The following is a 19666-nucleotide window of genomic DNA, read 5'->3' as shown; positions in this document are numbered from 1 at the left end:
TCACCCGAGCGCGACCGGCCGCGCCGTCCGCAGCACCGCCGGGCCGAGCAGCAGCACGCCGTCCGACCCCGGTTCGCAGCGGACGCCCCCGTGCCCGCGCATCGCCCGGAACGCCCCCGGCGCCACCTCGTGGTCCATCCACGCGCAGGGGTTCGCCGCGCGGTACCCGCGGAACAGCACGGGGTCCTCGCCGGCGCACTGCAGCGAGAACGGCTCCCCACGGAGCGCCTCGACGTCGGCGCCGCGCAGGAACACGTTGCGCCGGGTCGCCGCCGGGTCGACCGGGGCGCCGACCGCGCGGGCGACGTCCTCGAGGCCCTCGAGCCCGACGACCGTGACCGACGCGTGCACGTGCGCCCGTGCGGCGAAGTACCGGTCGCCCACGATGCCGAGCCCCGCACGCAGCACGACCCGGTCCACCAGCTCCGGTCCCTCCGCAGGCAGCGCACCGTCCGCCGGGCGCCCCGCGTACCGGTGCCGGGGCGACACCAGCAGCAGTGCGACCTCGACGTCGGTCGTGCACGGCAGGTCGCCGGGGCCGGCCACGTCGTCCACGCTCGTCACGCGTCCACGCTAGCCGCGCCTCCCGTCCGTCCCCCGGCGACCGCCCCGGGACGCGCGCCGACGGGACGGCCCCCGGCCGCCAGGCCCGCGCCGACGGCGTCGCGCCCTGCCCTCCCCGCCCACGCTGCCGTGTCCGATTCCCGCCGGTGGCCGTCGGGGGCCCGTGCCAGGCTGAGCGCATGAGCACCACGACGGACGCCACGCACGCCGAGCGGTACCGCGCGGTCGCCTCGCGCGACGCCCGCTTCGACGGCCAGTTCGTCACGGCGGTGCACTCCACGGGGATCTACTGCCGACCGAGCTGCCCCGCCCGCACCCCGCGCGAGACGGGCGTCACGTTCTACCGCACGAGCGCCGCCGCGCACCTCGCCGGCTTCCGCGCCTGCAAGCGCTGCCTCCCCGAGGCGACCCCCGGCAGCCCGGAGTGGGACCTGCGCGAGGACGTCGCCGGCCGGGCGATGCGCCTGGTCCTCGACGGCGTCGTCGAACGGGAGGGCGTCCCCGGCCTCGCGGCACGCGTCGGCTACTCCGAACGGCAGCTCGGTCGCATCATGACCGCGGAGCTCGGCGCCGGACCGAAGGCGCTCAGCCGGGCGCACCGGGCGCAGACCGCGCGGACGCTCCTCACCTCGTCGGACCTGCCCGTCGCCGACGTCGCCTTCGCGGCCGGGTTCGCGAGCGTGCGGCAGTTCAACGACACCGTGCGCGAGGTCTTCGCCGTCACGCCGACCGCCCTGCGGGCCGGACGGGTCCTGCAGCCCGCGACGGACGGCTGGTTGCACGTGCACCTGCCCGCACGTGCGCCGTTCGACGTGCAGGGCCTGCTCGACTGGCACGCGCTGCACGCCCTGCCCGGGCTGGAGCAGGTGGACCGCGACGCCGCGGGGCGGGTCACCGCCTACGGACGGCTGGTGGCACTGCCGGGAGGCCCGGCCCGCTTCACCGCCTCCGCTGCGGTCCCCGACGGGGCCGGGTCGCGCGCGGGGCGCACCGGGGTCGCCCTCCGCGTGCGGCTCACCACCCTGTCCGACCTCCCGACGCTCGTGGCACGGGTGCGGTCGCTGTTCGACCTCGACGCGGACCCGCTGGCCGTCGACGCGGTGCTCGCCACCCTGCCGGAGCTGTCCGCGGCCGTCGACCGGGTGCCCGGGATCCGACTGCCCGGCCACGTCGACGCGCACGAGGTGCTGTTCCGCACCCTGATCGGCCAACAGGTGTCGGTGGCGGCGGCCCGGACGGCGCAGACCCGGCTCGTCGCGGCGCTCGGTACCCCGGTCGCCGAGGAGATCCTGCCCGGCGGGCTGCTGTTCCCGGACGCCGCGACGATCGCCGCCCGCGGTCGCGAGGTCCTGCGCGGCCCCACGGCCCGTGTGGAGACGATCCTGCGGGTGGCTGCGGCGCTCGCCGACGGGTCGCTCGTGGTCGACGCCGGGCAGTCCCTCGACGAGCTGCGGTCCGGGCTCCTCGCGGTGAAGGGCATCGGGCCGTGGACCGCCGACTACGTCGCGCTGCGGGTCCGCCACCACCCGGACGTCTTCCTCCACAGCGACCTCGCGGTGCGGAACGGTGCACAGGAACTCGGGCTGCCCGGTGCGACGCGCGAGCTGTCCCTACGGTCGGAGCAGGTGGCGCCGTGGCGGAGCTACCTGACGATGCACTGCTGGCGACCGATCGTCGACCGCGCGGGTGCCGCCGCCGAGCGGGCCGCGGCGACGGTCGCGGTGCCGACCGGTGCGACCACGACGACCACGACGACGACCCCGCAGGAGGACCCCCGATGAACGACGCGACCATCCAGACGCTGGACACCCCCGACGGCCCCTTCACCGTGCTCGAGGACGCCGACGGGCGCGTCCTCGCCTCCGGGTGGACCGACGACGCCGCGCGCATCGTCGGTCGGCTCGCCGAACGGCACCGTCCCGAGCGCATCACCGACGGCCGGGTCGCCGCTGCCGAGGCGGTCGACGCGTTCTACGCGGGCGAGGTCGAGCACGCGATGCAGGTCCCGGTGCGGCAGGCCGGCACCGAGCTGTTCACCGAGGGGTGGCGTCAGCTCCGGGCGATCCCGGCCGGCACCGTCCTGACCTACACCGAGCTCGCGGCGGCGATGGGCCGACCCGATGCGGTGCGCGCCGCGGCCAGCGTCTGCGCGCGGAACGCCCCGGCGCTGTTCGTGCCGTGCCACCGGGTGCTGCGGTCGGACGGCAGCCTCGGCGGGTTCGCGTGGGGGCTCGACGTCAAGCGGTCGCTGCTCGAGCGGGAGTCCGTGGGGGTCACGGCGCTGGTCTGACCGGGGCCGTGCGGGTGCGGACGGTGCGGTCGGTCTCCCCCTGGACGCGGGTGGTGACGGCACAGCGGGGGCCTGTCATGCTTCGGGGACACCCGCACGGTCGTCCCGAAGACCCCCGCAGCAGCACCACCGAACGACCACGAGGACACCATGCACGTCGACCGGCCCCTCGACCGCACGGTCGTCTCCCGGGACGGGACGGTCCTCGCCGTCTCGGAGTCCGGTACCGGGCCGACACTGCTCGTCCTCGGCGGGGCGTGGGACCACCACGGGACCCCGGCCCTCGACGCACTCGTCGACACCCTCCGCCACCGCTACCGGGTCGTCACGGTCGACCGCCGTGGGCGCGGCGCGAGCGGCGACACCCTGCCGTGGTCGATCGAGCGCGAGGTCGAGGACGTCGCGGCGGTCGTCGCCTCGGTCGAGGGGCCGGTCGACGCGCTGGGCACGTGCGTCGGTGCCGGACTCCTCGTCCGTGCCCTCGCCGCCGGTGTCCCGATCCGACGTGCCGTGCTCTGGGAACCGCCGTACCGCGCGACCGTCGACCCGCACGCCGACGACGTCCTGTTCGCAGACGCCCTGGACGAGCACGTCGCCGCGGGCCGACGGGCGCAGGCGGTCCGCGCGTTCCTCGGTCAGGTGCTCGGCCTGCCGATGGGGCACGTCACCGCGCTGCGGCTGCGGTCCGGTCTGTGGCGGGCGCTCCTGACCGACGCGCACGTGCTCGCCCGGGACGTCCGGGTGCTCGGCGGCCTGGCCGTCCCCGAGCGGGTGGCCTCCTCGATCGGGGTCCCGGTCCTCGTCGCTGCGGGTGACGCGAGCCCCGACTGGATGCGCGCCGCAGCCGCCGCGCTCGCCGAGGCCGTGCCCGGGTCGCGGCACCTCGTCGTCCACGGGCAGGGCCACGTGCCGGACCCGGCGGTGCTCGCCGACCTGGTCGACCGGTTCGCCGGGGTGGGCGCAGCCGGCTGAGCCTGTGGGCGTCGGTCGTACTCGGCCGTCTGCCGTCGGCCGTCAGCCGCTGCCCGCGCCCGATCGCCTCTCGACTGCGAGAGGATGGGGCCGTGACTGCTCCCCGCCTCGGCCTGCTGCTCGACGTCGACGGCCCCCTCGCCAGCCCCGTGACCCGGACCATCGCGATCGAGTCGATCGTCACGGACCTCGTCGCGCTCGCCGCCGAGGGCGTCCCGATCGTCTTCAACACCGGTCGGAGCGACGCCTTCATCCGGCAGGAGGTCGTCGCACCGCTGCTCGCCGGGGGCCTCGCCGCCGGCGGCCGGGTCCACGCCGTGTGCGAGAAGGGCGCCGTCTGGTGCTCGATCGGCCCGCAGTACGAGGGCGGCACGGGCGAGCTGACCGTCGCCGAGGACCTCGCCCTCCCGCGGGACTTCGCCGACGAGATGCGCGAGCTGGTCCGCGACGAGTACGCCGACCTGGTGTTCTTCGACGAGACGAAGCGCGCGATGGTGTCGATCGAGCAGCGCGTCGAGGTGCCGAACGCGACGTACCTCGCCCGCCAGGCCGAGTTCGACGCGAAGGCGATGGCCGCCCTCGAGCGCCGGGGCCTCGGTGTCCGACGGCTCGACGACGTGCGGCCCGACGCGACCGGTGCCGTGCAGTGGCGAGTGGACCCGACGATCATCTCGACCGACGTGGAGTCCGACCGTTCCGGCAAGGACATGGGCGCCGAGCGCTCCCTCGAGCTGCTGGCCGAGGACGGCGAGCTCCCCGTGACCTGGCGGACGATGGGCGACTCCCGCAGCGACTACGCGATGGCGGACTGGCTGCACGCGAACGGCCACGACGTCGCGCACGTCGATGTCCGTCCCGCCGACGGGGTCCCGGAGACGCCGTACCCGGTGCTCACCGCGCCCGCCGGGGTCATCCACGACGAGGCCGGCGCCCGCTTCCTCGCCGAGTGGCGCCGCGGCGCCTGAACCGCACGACCCTGTAGCCCACAGGCCGCGGTCGCGGCCCCGGGCGCGGACCGCAGCCCGCGGCGGTGGACCGTCCCGACGGCGGACCGCAGCCCGCCCGCCGAGCCGCACCGCGCCTCCCGTCCGCTGTCCGCCCCGGTACATCACCGTTTGCGTGACGGGCTGGTACACCAGTACCCTCACGGGGTCCACCGCCAGCCGATGACGGGAACCCCCATGGCATCACCGCTCCGCATCAAGTCGATCGAGGCCTCCCTCGCCGACTCCGAGGAGAAGGGTCGCTCGCTCAAGCGGTCCCTCAAGACGTTCGACATCGCCGCGATGGGCATCGCGGTCGCCGTCGGCGCCGGCATCTTCTCGGTCGGCGCGAACGCCGCCGCGAACTTCGCCGGGCCGAGCGTCATCATCTCGTTCCTGCTCGCCGCCGTCACGTGCGGTCTCGCGATCATGTGCTACGCCGAGTTCGCGTCGACGATCCCGGTCGCCGGCTCCGCGTACACCTTCACGTACGCCACGATGGGCGAGCTGCTCGCGTGGATCGTCGGGTGGGACCTCATCCTCGAGACGCTCACCGCGAGCGCCGTGATCGCGAAGTACTGGGGCATCTACCTGAGCACCGCGTTCGGCGTGTTCGGCATCGACGTCCCGGACACCATCCAGCTCGGTCCGATCGGCTTCACCTGGGGGCCGGTCCTGATCGTCGGCGTGTTCACGTTCCTGCTCGCGTTCGGCACACGGCTGTCGTCGCGGGTGTCCGCGGTGATCACGGTCATCAAGGTCGCGATCGTCGTCTTCGTGATCATCGCCGGCGCGTTCTTCGTCAAGGCGGCGAACTTCGCCCCGTTCGTCCCGCCGGCCGAGCCGACGAAGGGTGCCGAGGGCGGCGTCCTCACGCAGTCGCTCGTGTCCTTCGTGACCGGTGCCGCACCCGCGCAGTACGGCGTGTTCGGGCTGCTCGCCGCGGCGTCGCTCGTCTTCTTCGCGTTCATCGGGTTCGACGTCGTCGCGACGAGCGCCGAGGAGACCGAGAACCCGCAGAAGACCCTGCCGCGCGGCATCTTCATCGGCCTGGGCATCGTCACCCTGCTCTACATCGGCGTCAGCATCGTCATCACCGGCATGGTCTCGTACCAGCGGCTCGCGCAGGAGGACGCCCCCTCGCTCGCCTCGGCCTTCGACATCGTCGGGCTGCCGTGGGCCGCGGGCATCATCGCGATCGGCTCGCTCATCGGCCTCACCACGGTGGTCATGGTGCTGCTCCTCGGGCTCTCGCGCATCGTGTTCTCGATGAGCCGTGACGGCCTGCTGCCGCGCTGGTTCTCGAAGACGAACCCGAAGACGCAGACGCCCGTGCGCGTGCAGGTCGTCGCCGGTGTGATCGTCGCGTTCATCGCCGGGTTCACCGCGGTCGAGCGCCTCGAGGGCATGATCAACATCGGCACGCTGTCGGCCTTCGTGCTCGTGTCGATCGGCATCGTCGTGCTGCGCAAGACCCGGCCGGACGCACCCCGCGCCTTCCGGGTGCCGTGGGTGCCGGTGCTGCCGATCCTCTCGGCGGTGCTGTGCTTCTGGCTCATGCTCAACCTCGAGGTCGAGACGTGGCTGCGCTTCATCGTGTGGCTGGTCATCGGCTTCGCGATCTACTTCGGGTACAGCCGCCGGAACAGCCGGGTGGGCAAGGGCCTGCAGTAGGGGGCGGCCGGGGCGGCCGTCGTGCCGGCCTGCCGCGCTCGCCGGGACGGCCGCGTTCGCCCGGCCTGCCGCGCTCGGGCACAACGGGAAGCACCTCGCACCACGGATCGCCGTGGCGCGAGGTGCTTTCTGTTGTGCGGCAGCACGTCGCGCCACGTCGCGCCACGGCCCTGCCCTGCCCTGCCCAGCCCAGCCCAGCCCAGGCCAGGGCCCGGCTACGCCCCGACGGCCAGGAGCGCGCCGAACGACAGCATCACCACGGCGACGAGGCCGTCGAACACGCGCCACGTCAGCGGACGCGCGAACAGCGGCCGGAGCAGTCGCCCGCCGAACCCGAGGGCGCCGAACCACACGCAGCTCGCGGCGACCGCCCCGACGGTCCACCACCAGCGGTCGTCGACGCCCTGCTGGTTCGCCACGGAGCCGAGGAACACGAGCGTGTCCAGGTACACGTGCGGGTTCGCCCACGTGAACACGAGCATGGTCAGGACGGCGGTCCGCATCGTCGGCACGGCCGTGCGCGTGGTCGCCACGGTCCGGCCGGGAGGCGCGACCCGCGTCCGCCCCGACGGTGCGGTCCCGGTGGTGGTCGCCGCCACCCCTGCGCGCGCCACCGCGGTCTGGCCCGCGGCCGGCTCGGCCCGCAGCGCGGCCGGCTCGCCCCGCACCGCGTCGGGCGCGGCCCGGTCGGCCCGCACCGCGTCGGGCGTGCCCCGGTCGTCCAGCTCCGCGTCATCCGTGGTCGGGAGATCAGGCGTCCCGTCGTCCGCGACGGGGTCGACCCGCATCGCGTCGCCCGAGGGCCGGAGCGCCCGCCGCGCCGCGAGCACGCCGTACGTGAGCAGGAACGCCGCCCCGAGGAACCGCACCACGACGAGCGCGACCGGGAACCGCTCCACCACGACCCCGACGCCCAGGACCCCCGCGACGATGAGCACGGCGTCCGAGAGTGCACACACCGCCACTGCCGCGACCACGACCCGGAGCGGCGTGCTCACCGCGAGCCGGAGCAGGTACGCGTTCTGCACGCCGATCGCCACGATGAGGGCGAGACCGGTGCCGAGGCCGGCGAGCAGGGGCAGGAGGATGTCCACGCCCTCGACGCTACGAGCGCGCGTGAATGCAGTCCAGCTCACGTTCCTGCAGCACCGTAAGCTGCGCTGCATGCTCCGGCTGCACCGCGACCACCTCGAGACCCTGCTCGCCGCCGTCGACCACGGCACGCTCGACGCCGCGGCGCGTGCCCTGTCGATCACGCCGTCCGCGGTGTCGCAGCGCATCAAGGCGATGGAGCAGCAGCTCGGCCGGGTCCTGCTCCAGCGGACCACGCCCGTCGCGCCGACCGCCGACGGCGAGGTCGTCCTCCGGCACGCGCGGCAGGCCCGACTCCTCGACGACGAGACGGAGCGGGCGCTCGGCGGTGGCGGCACCGACGCCGAGGGGGTCCCGTCGATCCCGCTCGCCGTGAACGCGGACACCCTCGCGACGTGGTTCCTCGACGCGCTCGCCCTGGTCCGGGCCGACACCGAGGTCGTGTTCGACCTGCACCGCGCCGACCAGGACCGGACGGCGGAGCTCCTCCGTGCCGGCACCGTCATGGCGGCGGTCACGGCCGAGGCGGACCCGGTGCAGGGCTGTTCCTCGGTCCCGCTCGGCGTCGACCGGTACCGGGCCGTGGCCTCCCCGGCGTTCGTCGCCCGCTACCTCGGGGGTGCGGACACCGAACGCCGCATGACGGCACGGCTCGACCGGGTGCCGCTCGTCGACTACGACCGCGACGACGACTTGCAGCAGGGGTACCTGCGACGGGTGCTCGGCCACGCGCCGCAGGGTCCGCGGCACTTCGTCCCGACCTCGGCGGACTTCGCGCGTGCGGTCGTGCTCGGCTTCGGCTGGGGGCTGCTGCCCGAGGCCCAGTGCACCGCGGGCCTGCGGGACGGCTCGCTCGTGGAGCTGACCCCCGGACGCCGCGCCGACGTCGCCCTGTGGTGGCAGCGGTGGAACCTGGCGTCGCCGCTGCTCGAGCGCGTGACGGACGCCGTGCGCTCGACGGTCCGCGAGCGCCTGCACCAGCCCGCCTGAGCGGTCGGCCCACCGCCACGCTCGACTGCGGCGCGGGTCCTGTTCCCCGGCCGGGTCGGCGCCGGACCGGCGCGAGCCGTCAGGCGGTCGCCCGCCAGCGCAGCCCGTCGACGAGCAGCCCGACGAGGTGCTGGCTCTGTTCGGTCGTGGGCGCTCCGTGGCACAGGTCTGCGACCGCACGGAGGAGCTGGGTGGCGTCGAGGTCGTTGCGGATGGACCCGGCGGCCGACGCGGCGTCGAGGAGCCCGGTCAGCGCGCCGCCGAGGCGATCGATGAAGTAGGGGTGCAGCCCCTCGAACGCCGGGTCGCCCGACTGCAGCGCGGCGGCGAGCCCCCGCTTCGTCGCGACGAACCCCGTGAACCGACGGAGCCACAGCGCGAGCGCCTCGTCCGGTGCGTGCTCCGCGCTGAGCGTCCCGGCGGCGTCCGCGCAGTCCTCGACGGCCTGCCGGAAGACCGCGACGACCAGGTCGGACCGCAACGGGAAGTGCCGGTAGAGCGTGCCCACCCCGACCCCGGCCCGGTCCGCGATCACCTTCGCCGGGGCGTCGACACCGTGTTCGGCGAAGACCTCGCGAGCGGCGTCGACGAGGGCGTCGAGATTGCGGCGGGCGTCGGCGCGCACGGGTCCTCCGATCGGGGGTTGCGTAAACGGAAAGCCGTTCCGTATGCTTCCGGAAGAGCGTTCCACTTCGGACCACGATAGGACACCGGAGCTCGGGACGCCACGGACAGGAGGCATCCCGTGCAGTACCGCACCCTCGGCAGGACCGGTGTCCAGGTGAGCCCGCTCGCCCTCGGGGCCATGATGCTCGGCACCGACGGCCGGATCGGCAACGGCGACGAACGGGACTCGATCCGCATCGTCCACCGTGCACTCGACGCCGGCATCAACCTCATCGACACCGCCGACCGCTACTCCCAGGGCGGATCCGAGGTCCTCCTCGGCAAGGCGCTCGCCGGCAGACGCGACGACGTGGTCCTCGCCACCAAGTTCAACGGCCCGATGGGCGACGACCCGAACCGTCGTGGCAACTCCCGTCGCTGGATCACCCGCGCGGTCGAGGACTCGCTCCGCCGCCTGCAGACCGACCACATCGACCTGTACCAGGCGCACCGGCCCGACGACACGGTCGACCTCGAGGAGACGCTGTCCGCCCTCACCGACCTCGTGCGGAGCGGCAAGGTCCGGATGATCGGCAGCTCGGACTTCCCGGCGTCGATGCAGGTCGAGGCGCAGTGGACCTCGGAACGTCGCGGCCTCGAGCGCTTCCGCACCGAACAGCCCACCTACTCGATCCTCAACCGCGGCATCGAGCGCGAGGTCCTGCCGGTCGCCCAGCGGTACGGCATGGGCACGCTCGTCTGGAGCCCGCTCGCGGGTGGGATGCTCACGGGCCGGTTCCGTCGTGGACAGGAGACCGACCTCGCTCGCGTCGGCATGTTCCGCCACGACCAGGACGAGCGGCGGATCGACGCGGTCGAGCAGGTCGTCGCACTCTCCGAGGACACCGGCATCCCGATGACCCACCTCGCCCTGGCGTTCGCGATCGCCCACCCGGGGGTGACCAGCGCCCTCATCGGACCGCGGTCGTCTGAACAGCTCGACGACCTGCTCGCCGCGGCCGACGTGGTCCTGTCCGACGAGGTGCTCGACCGCATCGACGCGATCGTCCCGCCCGGCACCGACGTCCGTCGGCTCGACCAGCAGTACGAGCCGCCGGCGCTCCTCCGGCCGGAACTGCGCCGCCGACCCCTCGGGGAGCGTCCCGCCGCCGTCTGACGCCCGGTGCCCGTGCCGACGCGCACCCAGCGCGCCACCTGCGTCGGGGACGGCGGCATCGGCGGGTGCGAGCGGCGACACTCCGCCGCGCGCACCTGCCGACGCTGCCTCCCCCGGCTGCGGTGGCCCGGGCGGCGTTCGCTTCCCGGACGGTCTGCGGCACCGCACACCCCCGTGCGCCTACCGTCCGGCCCATGAACCTGCGAGCGAAGACCACCACGGCGCTGCTCGGTGCCGCCACCATCGCGTTGCTGCTCACGGCGTGCGACCCCGGCGGCGCGCAGAACATCGACCCGGTCGGCAAGGTCCCGGGCTCCGAGGAGAAGTCGCAGTCGGCGTCGGACTGCGGGGTCGCCTCCAGCGCCGCGGTCGACGCGATCGGCACGGCGGTCGGCCCGCACGACACCACCGAGTTCGCGAACGTGACGAAGGCCGACGGCGGCTGGTACCTCGGCGCATCCATCGTCCCGTCCGACAGCAAGGACGCGAACGACGACGAGGTCACGGTCTGGGCGACCACCGAGGACCCGACGAAGGACGGGTTCGACGGGGAGCTCTACGCGGTGAACTCCGCGGCGAAGGACGCGACCGCCGACGAGAGCCGCTCGGCCTCCCCGGCGCCCGACTCCTTCAGCGAGGACTCCGACGCGGCGAAGCGCGTCGAGAGCTGCGTCGTCGAGGCCGCCGACCGCTGATCCGACCGTCCGCCCGCGACGAGGCGACCGACCTGCCGACGCGACCCGTTCGCCGGGCCGGTGCCGCGCCTCCCGGCCGTGCCCGCGCCGTCCCGGGACGTGATCCTCAGGTCTGGCAGCGCGGGCACCAGTAGGTGTCCCGCAGCGTCAGCTCGGAGTCGCCGAGCTCGCCGTGCCGGATCGGCGTCCCGCACCGCAGGCACGGCTTGCCCGCCCGGCCGTACACCCAGAACCGTCGTCCGGGCCGGTCGACGCCGGTCGTCACGCGGGCGTTCCGGTCCCGGTTCGCCAGGATGAGCCGGCTCGCCAACGCGATGACCCGTGCCGGGTCCGGAACCTGGCCGACCGGTCGCGTGGGCAGCACCCCGCGCAGGAAGCAGAGCTCGTTGCGGTAGACGTTGCCGAGCCCGGCGAGCACCCGCTGGTCGAGCAACGCCAGGCCGACGGGCCGCGCGGGGTCGGCCGTGAGGTTCGCGAGCGCGACGTCGGCGTCCCAGTCCGGACCGAGCAGGTCCGGCCCGAGGTGCCCGACGACCTCGGACTCCTGGTCGCGCGGCACGACCTCGAGGACGCCGAGCGTGAAGCCGACGGTCGAGACGTCCTCCGCGTCGAGGACCGCGCGCGCCTGGTGCGCCGGCCGGCGCCAGCGTTCGCCGGGCGCGTAGACGTCCCACCGACCCTCCATCTTGAGGTGCGAGTGCACGGTCAGGTCGCCGATCCGGTGGAGCAGGTGCTTGCCGCGGGGGACCACCTCGTCGACGGTGCGGCCGACGAGGTCGAGCGTCGCGTACGCCGGCACACGGAAGTCGGAGCGCGTCAGCACCTTGCCCGCGAGCGCGGTGTGCAGGCGTCGGGCCGCGCGGAAGACGGTGTCACCCTCGGGCACGGAGCACCCCCGGAGTGGTCGGTGTGGGACGGCGGGTGGTCGGGTCGGTCCCGCGGGTCGCGTGCGCGCGGCGCGGCCGGGAGGCGCGGGTCGGGTCGGTCCCGTCGGTCGCGTGCGCAGCGCGCGTCCGCAGGGCGCGGATCGCGTCGATCGCGTCGATCGCGTGTGCGCGGCGCTCCCGCGCGGCGTGCGTCGCCTCAGACACGGAGCCGCAGTCCCTGCGGGGTCGCCGTGAACCCCGCCTCGCGCAGCGCCGACCCGAGGGGGGTCTCGAGCACGAAGTCCCCGTCCACCCGCTCGACCGCGAGCTTCTTCAGCCCGGAGCGCACCACGGCGGCGATCGACGCGGCGGCCGCGGCGAGGTCGGCCGGGTCGTCCGTGAAGGTCAGCACCGACTTCCCGCCGCGCTCGACGTAGACGGCGAGCCGCCCGTCGACGGTCGTGACGAGCGCGCCCGCCTTGCGCCCCGGCCGGTGTCCGCGCCCGCCGGTGGTCCCGCCGGCGGAGGAGCCGGTCACCGCGCGCGCAGCCGTGCCGGAGGACGACGTGCTCGGCGAGGTGCCAGCCGCCCCACCACCGGCGACGGCCTGGTCGGCGTCGTCCTGCGGCGCCGGGGCGTCGTCGGAGGGCCACGGCAACGCCGCACCGTACGGGTTCGCGGGGTCGGTCGCGGCGAGGGTGAGCGCGCTGCGGTCGTGGTCGCGGTCCGGGCGGGCCTCGTCGTCGAGGTCGCGGGCGTACGTCCGCATCCGGTCGACCGTCGGTCCCGTCGCGAACTGTGCGGCGCCGAGTCCCTCGACGAAGTACCCGCGCCGTGCACGACCGGACTCCTCGAAGCGGCTCAGCACCCGGTAGACGCCCGCGAACCCGCCGCGCACGCCCTCGACCTGCACGGCTCCCCGGGTCACGACGCCGTAGCGCTCGAGCAGCTGCTCGGCCGTCGCCGCGGCGCGCACGGTGGCGTCGGACTCGGCGAGCGGGAGCAACGACCAGCGACCGCCGACCGAGGGCGGCCCGGACTGCGACGGCAGCGTCGGGCGGCGGCGACCCCGGTAGGCGCGGGTCCGCGGGGCACTCGTGCTCTTCGCACGACCGCCGAGCATCGCCCGGAGCGGTGCGAAGGTGTCGTTCGTGATCTGGCCGGCCCAGACGAGGTCCCAGAGGGCCGTGGTCAGGGCCTGGTCGTCGGTGCTGCCGACGGCCTGGCCGAGCTGCCGGAAGAAGTACGCGCCACCGCCCGCGAGCGCACCGAGCACGTCGCGCTGGAGCTCGGTCGTCTCGTCGCCGGCCGGTTCGGCGAGGGTCGTCCCGGCGGTGTCGGCGAGGTGCAGGCGGATCCAGCCGTCGTTGCCGGGCAGGGTGCCGCCGCCGGACCACAGCACCTCGCCCGTGGCCGTGAGCTCGTCGAGCATGCTCGTCGAGTAGTCGGTGACGCGGGACGGCAGCACGAGCGTCTCCCACGCGCTGGCCGGCAGGGCGACCCCGGCGAGCTGGTCGATGACCTGGAGCACGCCGTCGACCCCGCGCAGCCCGCCACGGGTGCCCGGCGTGTGCACGTGCTGCCACGCCGGCAGGAACCGCGCCAGGGTGTCCGGGGAGACCGGTTCGACCTCGTGCCGGAGTGCCGCGAGTGACTTCGTGCGGATGCGTCGGAGGACCTCGGCGTCGCACCACTCGGCGCCCTGGCGGTCGGGACGGAACTCACCCTCGACGACGCGTCGGTCGGCGACCAGGCGGCGCAGGGTGTCCTGCACGACGGCGACCCCGAGCCCGAGTCGGGCGGCGGCGTCGGGCAGCGAGAACGGCCCGTGCGACCGGGCGTACCGGCCGACGAGGTCGCCGAGCGGGTCGGCCACGGGTTCGACGAACGCGGTGGGGACGCCGATCGGCAGCGGGACCCCGATGGCGTCCCGGAGGCGTGACGCGTCCTCGATGACCGACCACCGCGTCGTGCCGGCCTGGCTGAACGAGAGCACGCGGCGGTCGCGCTCCAGGGCCTCGAGGGTCGTCTGCACCGTCGCGACCGCGGCCTGCTGGTCGGCCTCGTCGGCGAGCCAGCTGCGCGCCGTCACCTCGGCGACGTCGAGCGACCCGACCAGGCGGAGCACGTCGACGACGCCCTCGGCGTCCCGCGCGCGGCGGTCGGGCGACAGCCGCTGCAGGTCGCGCTCGACCGTGTCGATGACGGTCGGGTCGAGGAGCTCGCGGAGCTCCGCCCGACCGAGCAGCTCGCCGAGCAGCGTCGAGTCGAGTGACAGCGCCGCCGCTCGGCGTTCGGCCAGCGGGGAGTCGCCCTCGTACATGAAGGCCGCGACGTAGCCGAACAGGATCGACCGGGCGAACGGCGACGGCTGCTCGGTCTCGCGCTCGACCAGCCGGATGCTCCGTTCGGCGATCTGGTCGGAGATGCCGAGCAGCGCCGGCACGTCGTACACGTCCTGCAGCACCTCGCGCACGGTCTCGAGCACGATCGGGAACGACGGGTACTTCCGGGCGACGTCGAGCAGCTGCGACGCCCGCTGCCGTTGCTGCCAGAGCGGGGACCGCTGCCCCGGGTTCCGGCGCGGGAGCAGGAGCGCCCGCGCCGCGCACTCGCGGAACCGGGCGGCGAACAGCGCCGAGCCGCCCACCTCGTCGGTCACGAGTGCCTCGAGGTCGTCGCGCTCGAACACGAACAGGTCGGCACCAGGGGGTTCGGCGTCGGTCTCGGGGATGCGCACGACGATGCCGTCGTCGGCCGCCATCGCGTCGCCGTCGATGCCGTGCCGCTCGCGGAGTCGCGCGCCGACCGCCAGGGCCCACGGCGCGTGCACCTGCATGCCGTACGGCGAGTGCAGGATGAGCCGCCAGTCACCGAGCTCGTCGCGGAACCGCTCGACGAGCAGCGTCGTGTCGTTCGGCACGTGCCCGGTCGCCTCGCGCTGGTCGCGCAGGAAGGTCAGCAGGTTCGTCACGGCGCGCTCGTCGAGTCCGCCAGCGGCGACCCTGGCGCGGGCGTCCTCGTCGGAGGCGCCGTCGACCTCGCGCACGAAGGCCCCGGTGGCGCGGCCGAGTTCGGCGGGCCGGCCGATGCCGTCGCCCTTCCAGAACGGCACGCGACCCGGTTGCCCGAACGCGGGGCTGACGATGACGCGGTCGTGCGTGATCTCCTCGATGCGCCAGCTCGTCGCCCCGAGGGCGAACACGTCGCCGACGCGGGACTCGTAGACCATCTCCTCGTCGAGCTCACCGACGCGCGATGCCTTCTCGCCGACCATGAAGACGCCGAACATGCCACGGTCGGGGATCGTCCCGCCGCTGGTCACCGCGAGCCGCTGTGCGCCGGGGCGACCGGTCAGGGTGCCGTGCACGCGGTCCCACACCAAGCGGGGGCGCAGCTCGGCGAACTCGTCGCTCGGGTACCGCCCGGTGACGAGGTCGAGCGTCGCCTCGAACGCGGAGCGCGGCAGTGAACTGAACGGGGCACTGCGCCGCACGAGGTCGAACCAGTGCTCGACGTCGACCGTGTCGATCGCCCCCGCCGCCACCGTGTGCTGGGCGAGCACGTCGAGCGGGTTCGCGGGCACCGAGATCGACTCGATCTGCCCGGACACCATCCGCTCGACGGTCACCGCGCTGTTGACGAGGTCGGCGCGGTGCTTCGGGAACAGCACGCCCCGCGAGATCTCGCCCACCTGGTGTCCCGCACGCCCGACGCGCTGCAGACCGCTCGCGACCGAGGGTGGCGCCTCGACCTGGACGACCAGGTCGACCTCGCCCATGTCGATGCCGAGTTCGAGCGAGCTCGTCGCGACGACGCAGCGCAGCCGCCCGGACTTCAGGTCGTCCTCGATGATCGCGCGCTGGTCCTTGGACACCGAACCGTGGTGCGCGCGGGCCAGCACGGGGACCGCGGGGTCGGAGCCACCGCCGTCCGTCTGCCCGGACTGCCCGATCACCTGCGCCGGCGGCCGCTTCGGCTGCGCGACCGGGGCGTGCGCGGACGCACGACCGGGCGACTGCGTCACCGGGCCCACGGTCCCGGCGGTACCGACAGCCCCGACGGTCGCCGGTTCGCGGTCGTCCCGCGCCGCGAGGACCCGTTCCTCGTGGATCTCGTTGAGCCGGGCGGTCAGGCGTTCGGCCAGGCGCCGCGAGTTCGCGAACACGATGGTCGACCGGTGCTCCTCGACGAGGTCGACCACGCGTTCCTCGACGTGCGGCCAGATCGAGCCGTTGGTCGGCGACTCGGTGGCGTCGGCCCCGACCGGGGGAGCGCCGAGCTCGGTCATGTCGTCGACGGGCACGACGACCCGCAGGTCGAACGTCTTCTGCGCGGGCGGGGCGATGATCGTGACCGGCGCACGGCCGCCGAGGAACCGGGCGACCTCCTCCGCCGGACGCACCGTCGCGGACAGCCCGATGCGCTGCACCGGCTTGTCGAGCAGGTCGTCGAGCCGCTCGAGCGACACGGCGAGGTGCGCCCCGCGCTTCGACGACGCGACCGCGTGCACCTCGTCCACGATGACGGTGTCGACGTTCACCAGGGTCTCCCGCGCCGCCGAGGTCAGCATGAGGTACAGCGACTCGGGCGTCGTGATGAGGATGTCCGGCGGCTGCCGGAGCAGGCGCTGCCGGTCGGACGAGGGGGTGTCGCCGCTGCGGACGCCGACCGTGACCTCGGGCGGCTCCGTCCCGAGCCGGCGGGCGGTCTGCGTGATGCCGACGAGCGGGCTGCGGAGGTTCCGCTCGACGTCGACGCCGAGCGCCTTCAGCGGGGAGACGTAGAGCACGCGCGTGCGCTGCTTGGCAGGGGGCCGGTCGGTGGCACTGATGAGCCGGTCGATCGACCACAGGAACGACGCCAGGGTCTTGCCGGAGCCGGTCGGGGCGACCACCAGGGCGTGCTGCCCGGTGGAGACGGCGTCCCACGCGCCGGCCTGTGCGGCGGTCGGTGCCGCGAACGCGCCGCGGAACCACTCGGCGGTGGCGGGGGAGAAGCGCTCGAGGACGTCCGTCATGGTCCGTCCCATCCTGCCCGCGGCCACCGACAGCGGGCCGAGGAAGCAACTCCTTGACACAACGATAGTTAGCGATCTATCGTTGACGCATCGCGATACGACAATGACTGAAGGGGTCCCGATCGGAACCCACGACCACGAAGGAGTCCTCATGCACCCGATGCACGACGACCAGATGAACCACACGCACGGCCGACGCGACGAGCGCGGTTCCGGCCCCCGCGGCCCCCGCTTCGGCGGTGCACGGCAGCACCACGGCCACGGCTTCCCCGGCCGGGACCGCGGTGACCACGACCACGGCGGACGCGGCGGCTTCGGCCCCGGCGGACGCGGCCTCCCGGGCTTCGGTCCCGGCTTCCCCGGCTTCGGGCCCGGCGGTGGCCCCGGCCGCGAACGCCGCCGCCGCGGCGACGTCCGCCTGGCGATCCTCGGCCTCCTCGCCGAGGGGCCGCAGAACGGCTACGCCGTGATCAAGACGATCGCCGAGCGCACCGACGGCGCCTGGAAGCCGAGCCCCGGCTCGGTCTACCCGACGCTGCAGCAGCTCGTCGACGAGGACCTCGTCGTCGCCACCGGCGACGGTCGCAAGACGCTCTTCGAGCTCACCGACGCGGGCCGGGCCGAGGCCGAGGCGAAGGCGGACGAGATCGCCGCGGCGTTCGCGTCCGCACCCGGCATGCCCGACACGCAGCGCGAGTTCGTCGAGGCGTTCCGGAAGGTGACGGGCGTGCTGCACGTCTACCGGACGAGCGCGACCGACGAGCAGACGAAGGCGGCGACCGCCGAGGTCGACCAGCTCCGCCGGGACCTGCTCCAGATCCTCGCCGACTAGCGGCGCACGTCGCGACGCGACCGAACGACTGCCGGGAGGCGCGTGGCGGGCCCGCCACGCGCCTCCCGGCCGTCACCGGTCGCCCCCGCGACCCGCGGACGGAGCAGACGACGTCGGGTCGGCGCCACGCACCCGACGTTTCCTGCTCCATCCGCCACGTCCGTCGCCCACCAAGCGACCCCCGCCGACGTCAGGCGGCGTCGACGAACCCGGCCACGTCGGCGAGCTCGGCCGCCGAGACCGCGTGCGGCAGGCCCGGGTACGTCCGGTCCGTCACGTCGGCGTGCGCCGCCGCCCATGCCTGCGTCCGTGCGGTCGCCTCGGCGGGGATCACCGGGTCGGCGTCCCCGTGCCCGAGGAACACCCGCGGGCGGACGGCGGCCACGGCGTCGTCACGGGCGTCCGTCACGGGCACGACGAAGCCGGACAGCGACACCGCGAACGCGAACCCCGTCGGACGGGCCCGCAGCAGCTGCAGCGCCATCGATCCCCCCTGTGAGAACCCGAGCAACCCGATGCGCGGGTGGGCGGCGGCGACGCCGTCGATCCAGGCCAGGACCTCCTCGGCTGCGGCGTCCACGGGACCCGGCGCTGGGGAGCCCGGTGTGCCGAGCGGGTACCAGGAGAACCCCGGCCCCCAGGACATCGGCGCGCGGAGCGATGCCGTCGTCCAGGCAAGGGGCAGCGCGGGTGCCAGGCCGAGCAGGTCGCGCTCGTTCGACCCCACCCCGTGCAGCATCACGAGCAGCGGCGTCCCCGCACGCTCCTCGGCCGGCCGGGTCCACTGCACGAGGTCTGCATCGATCACGGGGACGACGCTAGCCGTCCCCGGAGGCCGCGCCGTACGCCGAACTCGCCGGGCCGACTGGTAGACACGGTGCATGGCCTCGCTGCGCACCCCCGACCCCGACTCCGGCTGGCTGTCCGACGAGGAGCTCGCGAACATCCGCCGTCGGCTGCCCATCTGCTACGTCGAGGCCCTGCCCGTCCGGCTCGACGGCCTCGGCGTCGTGACCGAGGTCGGGGTGCTCCTGCGCGTCTCGCCGAGCGGGTCGATCGCCCGCACGCTCGTCTCCGGCCGCGTGATGTTCGGCGAGTCGATCCGGACCGCACTGTTCCGGCACCTCGAGAAGGACCTCGGTCCGATGGCCTTCCCGCAGCTGCCGGCGAGCCCGACCCCCTTCACGGTGGCCGAGTACTTCCCGCTGCCCGGCGCCTCGGTGTTCACCGACGAGCGACAGCACGCGATCTCGCTCGCCTACGTCGTCCCGGTCACGGGCACGTGCGAGCCGCGCCAGGACGCACTCGAGCTCACGTGGATGAGCCCGATGGAGGCGGCGTCCGGCGCCGTCGCCGAGGAGATGGAGGGAGGCCGCGGCACCCTGCTCCGCGCCGGCCTCGCCTCCGTCGGCGCCCTGCACTGACGCACCAGCCCTGCACTGACGCGCCACGCGCCCGCGCGGGCGCCCCGTGCACGACGAAGCCCCCGGATCCGATCGGATCCGGGGGCTTCGCAGCGCGGTCTGGAGACCGGCTTCAGTGCTTGTCGTTGCGGAGGCTGTCCGCGACGCCGTGCGCCGCGTCCTTGACGTCGTCGACGCCCTGCTTGGCCGACGCCTTGGCCTGGTCGGTCTGACCCTCGGCCTTCAGCTTGTCGTTGCCGGTCAGGTTGCCGAGACCCTCCTTGACCTTGCCGACGAGCTTCTCGCCGGTGTGGTTCTCTTCGCTGCCAGCCATACGGTCTCCTTCCAACGACGGACGATTCCCCGTCGGCCGCTCGCGCGGCGTCCGGTGCAGGAGACCCTACGCCGCCGGACGACCGGGTTCGCACCCGGTGTCCAGGTTCAGCCGGAGGCCGACACCCGACCGCCGGGCCGACTCCGTGGCCGGCGGGGTGCGGGCCCG

Annotated in this window: 17 protein-coding genes; 10 read left to right on the top strand and 7 right to left on the bottom strand. The window is 74.3% G+C overall.

All coding sequences use genetic code 11. The annotated features are described in order from the left end of the window. Nucleotides 1-564, bottom strand: coding sequence for a molybdenum cofactor biosysynthesis protein (locus QOL15_RS15980; RefSeq protein WP_254784080.1), 564 nt, complete (start codon nt 562-564; stop codon nt 1-3). A gap of 179 nt (nt 565-743) precedes the next feature. On the opposite strand from QOL15_RS15980, the gene QOL15_RS15975 reads away from it, so the two are divergent. The 5 genes from QOL15_RS15975 (at nt 744) to QOL15_RS15955 (ending at nt 6483) form a co-directional block, all read left to right on the top strand. Further along, entirely contained in the window at nt 744-2345 is a 1602-nt protein-coding gene (locus tag QOL15_RS15975; RefSeq protein WP_071246015.1) for an Ada metal-binding domain-containing protein, read from the top strand. After that, on the top strand, nt 2342-2854 hold the full coding sequence (locus QOL15_RS15970; RefSeq protein ID WP_071246017.1) for a methylated-DNA--[protein]-cysteine S-methyltransferase: 513 nt from the start codon (nt 2342-2344) through the stop codon (nt 2852-2854). Before QOL15_RS15975 ends, QOL15_RS15970 begins: the two co-directional genes overlap by 4 nt. 150 nt (nt 2855-3004) lie before the next feature. Then, on the top strand, nt 3005-3826 hold the full coding sequence (locus QOL15_RS15965; protein WP_071246019.1) for an alpha/beta fold hydrolase: 822 nt from the start codon (nt 3005-3007) through the stop codon (nt 3824-3826). A 92-nt stretch (nt 3827-3918) separates the two neighbouring features. Next, nucleotides 3919-4791, top strand: a complete 873-nt coding sequence (locus QOL15_RS15960) for a hypothetical protein (protein WP_083393869.1) — start codon at nt 3919-3921, stop codon at nt 4789-4791. A gap of 216 nt (nt 4792-5007) precedes the next feature. Beyond that, complete coding sequence (locus QOL15_RS15955; RefSeq protein WP_065962057.1) at nt 5008-6483, top strand: APC family permease; 1476 nt, start codon at nt 5008-5010, stop codon at nt 6481-6483. Nucleotides 6484-6698: 215 nt separating this feature from the next. Here QOL15_RS15955 and QOL15_RS15950 read toward each other — a convergent pair whose 3' ends face one another. Continuing rightward, nucleotides 6699-7577: a LysE/ArgO family amino acid transporter gene (locus tag QOL15_RS15950; protein WP_139197335.1), complete on the bottom strand. Its 879-nt coding sequence runs from the start codon at nt 7575-7577 to the stop codon at nt 6699-6701. A gap of 22 nt (nt 7578-7599) precedes the next feature. Between QOL15_RS15950 and QOL15_RS15945 the strand changes: the two genes are divergently transcribed. Further along, the gene (locus QOL15_RS15945; RefSeq protein ID WP_370692413.1) at nt 7600-8565 is read left to right on the top strand and encodes a LysR family transcriptional regulator ArgP; all 966 of its coding nucleotides are present in this window, start codon (nt 7600-7602) and stop codon (nt 8563-8565) included. A gap of 79 nt (nt 8566-8644) precedes the next feature. Here QOL15_RS15945 and QOL15_RS15940 read toward each other — a convergent pair whose 3' ends face one another. Continuing rightward, complete coding sequence (locus QOL15_RS15940; protein ID WP_071246023.1) at nt 8645-9190, bottom strand: TetR/AcrR family transcriptional regulator; 546 nt, start codon at nt 9188-9190, stop codon at nt 8645-8647. Nucleotides 9191-9310: 120 nt separating this feature from the next. On the opposite strand from QOL15_RS15940, the gene QOL15_RS15935 reads away from it, so the two are divergent. Together QOL15_RS15935 and QOL15_RS15930 are read left to right on the top strand one after the other, a co-directional pair. Beyond that, entirely contained in the window at nt 9311-10348 is a 1038-nt protein-coding gene (locus QOL15_RS15935) for an aldo/keto reductase (protein WP_065962063.1), read from the top strand. 194 nt (nt 10349-10542) lie between these two features. Then, nucleotides 10543-11043: a hypothetical protein gene (locus tag QOL15_RS15930; RefSeq protein ID WP_065962064.1), complete on the top strand. Its 501-nt coding sequence runs from the start codon at nt 10543-10545 to the stop codon at nt 11041-11043. A 106-nt stretch (nt 11044-11149) separates the two neighbouring features. On the opposite strand, the gene QOL15_RS15925 is transcribed toward QOL15_RS15930, so the two are convergent. Next, nucleotides 11150-11929 carry an Fpg/Nei family DNA glycosylase gene (locus QOL15_RS15925; protein WP_071246028.1) on the bottom strand — a complete coding sequence of 260 codons (780 nt, stop codon included), beginning with the start codon at nt 11927-11929 and terminating at the stop codon, nt 11150-11152. A gap of 197 nt (nt 11930-12126) precedes the next feature. Then, nucleotides 12127-16929, bottom strand: a complete 4803-nt coding sequence (locus QOL15_RS15920) for an ATP-dependent helicase (RefSeq protein WP_071246032.1) — start codon at nt 16927-16929, stop codon at nt 12127-12129. 175 nt (nt 16930-17104) lie between these two features. Between QOL15_RS15920 and QOL15_RS15915 the strand changes: the two genes are divergently transcribed. Then, nucleotides 17105-17761, top strand: a complete 657-nt coding sequence (locus QOL15_RS15915) for a PadR family transcriptional regulator (RefSeq protein WP_370692493.1) — start codon at nt 17105-17107, stop codon at nt 17759-17761. 190 nt (nt 17762-17951) lie between these two features. On the opposite strand, the gene QOL15_RS15910 is transcribed toward QOL15_RS15915, so the two are convergent. Next, entirely contained in the window at nt 17952-18569 is a 618-nt protein-coding gene (locus QOL15_RS15910) for an alpha/beta hydrolase (protein ID WP_071246036.1), read from the bottom strand. A gap of 73 nt (nt 18570-18642) precedes the next feature. Between QOL15_RS15910 and QOL15_RS15905 the strand changes: the two genes are divergently transcribed. Continuing rightward, nucleotides 18643-19185 carry an NUDIX hydrolase family protein gene (locus QOL15_RS15905; RefSeq protein WP_071246038.1) on the top strand — a complete coding sequence of 181 codons (543 nt, stop codon included), beginning with the start codon at nt 18643-18645 and terminating at the stop codon, nt 19183-19185. 112 nt (nt 19186-19297) lie between these two features. Here QOL15_RS15905 and QOL15_RS15900 read toward each other — a convergent pair whose 3' ends face one another. After that, nucleotides 19298-19498, bottom strand: a complete 201-nt coding sequence (locus QOL15_RS15900; protein WP_065962075.1) for a CsbD family protein — start codon at nt 19496-19498, stop codon at nt 19298-19300. Nucleotides 19499-19666: the final 168 nt, after the last annotated feature.

The organism is Curtobacterium sp. MCBA15_012, from assembly GCF_001864935.2.
GTDB lineage: Bacteria > Actinomycetota > Actinomycetes > Actinomycetales > Microbacteriaceae > Curtobacterium.
The sequence above is the reverse complement of the archived record's forward strand: the minus strand, read 5'-3'. Positions and strand labels throughout refer to the sequence as shown.